Raw genomic sequence first — 647 nt, forward strand, 5'->3', positions numbered from 1 at the left:
TCAATTACGATAATGAGTCATTAGCATATCCTTATGGCCAAATAGATCAAGAAAAAGAGAAAAATTTGAAAAAAGCAGGTATAAAATATGGTTATGTGTTAGAGGAAAGACCTGTGGAACCTGGTGATGATAATTATTACATTCCACGAATACTTGTAAGTAATGATGCATTTCATCAAATAATTCAGAAGTGGGATGGATTTAAAAATGAACAAAAAAAAGACTGAGTTAATATATTTACGTGCGTTTATTTGTATACTTATTATTGTAACTCATTTGTTAACTCAAATGATGAACGGTATTGATGATACTGAAATAAACCAATTAAAACTTCTTTATTATGTTCAAAATATTGTTATCTTTGGTACACCGAGTTTTATTATCTTATCTCAATTATTAACAACTTTGAATTATGAGAAAATAACATTTAAATATTTATGGTCTAGATTTAAATATATCTTTATTCCTTATTTAACCCTCGGGTTATTTTACTGTTATACAGAATCGCTTAAATTAAATAGTCCATTTTTACATCAATTTTATGAAAACGTTGTTTTAGGATATTGGTATGGTTATTTTATTATAGTTATTTTACAATATTTTATACTAAGTTATTTTATATATAAAATTTCAAGTAAGATTTTTGA

General features: G+C 24.7%; 1 protein-coding gene and 1 pseudogene. Both read left to right on the forward strand.

What is annotated here, in order from left to right; translation table 11 throughout:
- Positions 1–227 (forward strand): annotated as a pseudogene (locus KA878_RS13855) (intercellular adhesin biosynthesis polysaccharide N-deacetylase); the annotation flags it as partial.
- Positions 208–647: acyltransferase family protein (locus tag KA878_RS13860; RefSeq protein ID WP_210142240.1), on the forward strand; the 440-nt coding region annotated here is incomplete at its 3' end. The pseudogene KA878_RS13855 and the gene KA878_RS13860, both read left to right, overlap by 20 nt.

It is taken from the genome of Staphylococcus sp. GDY8P57P, from assembly GCF_017892585.1.
Classification (GTDB): Bacteria; Bacillota; Bacilli; order Staphylococcales; family Staphylococcaceae; genus Staphylococcus; species Staphylococcus borealis.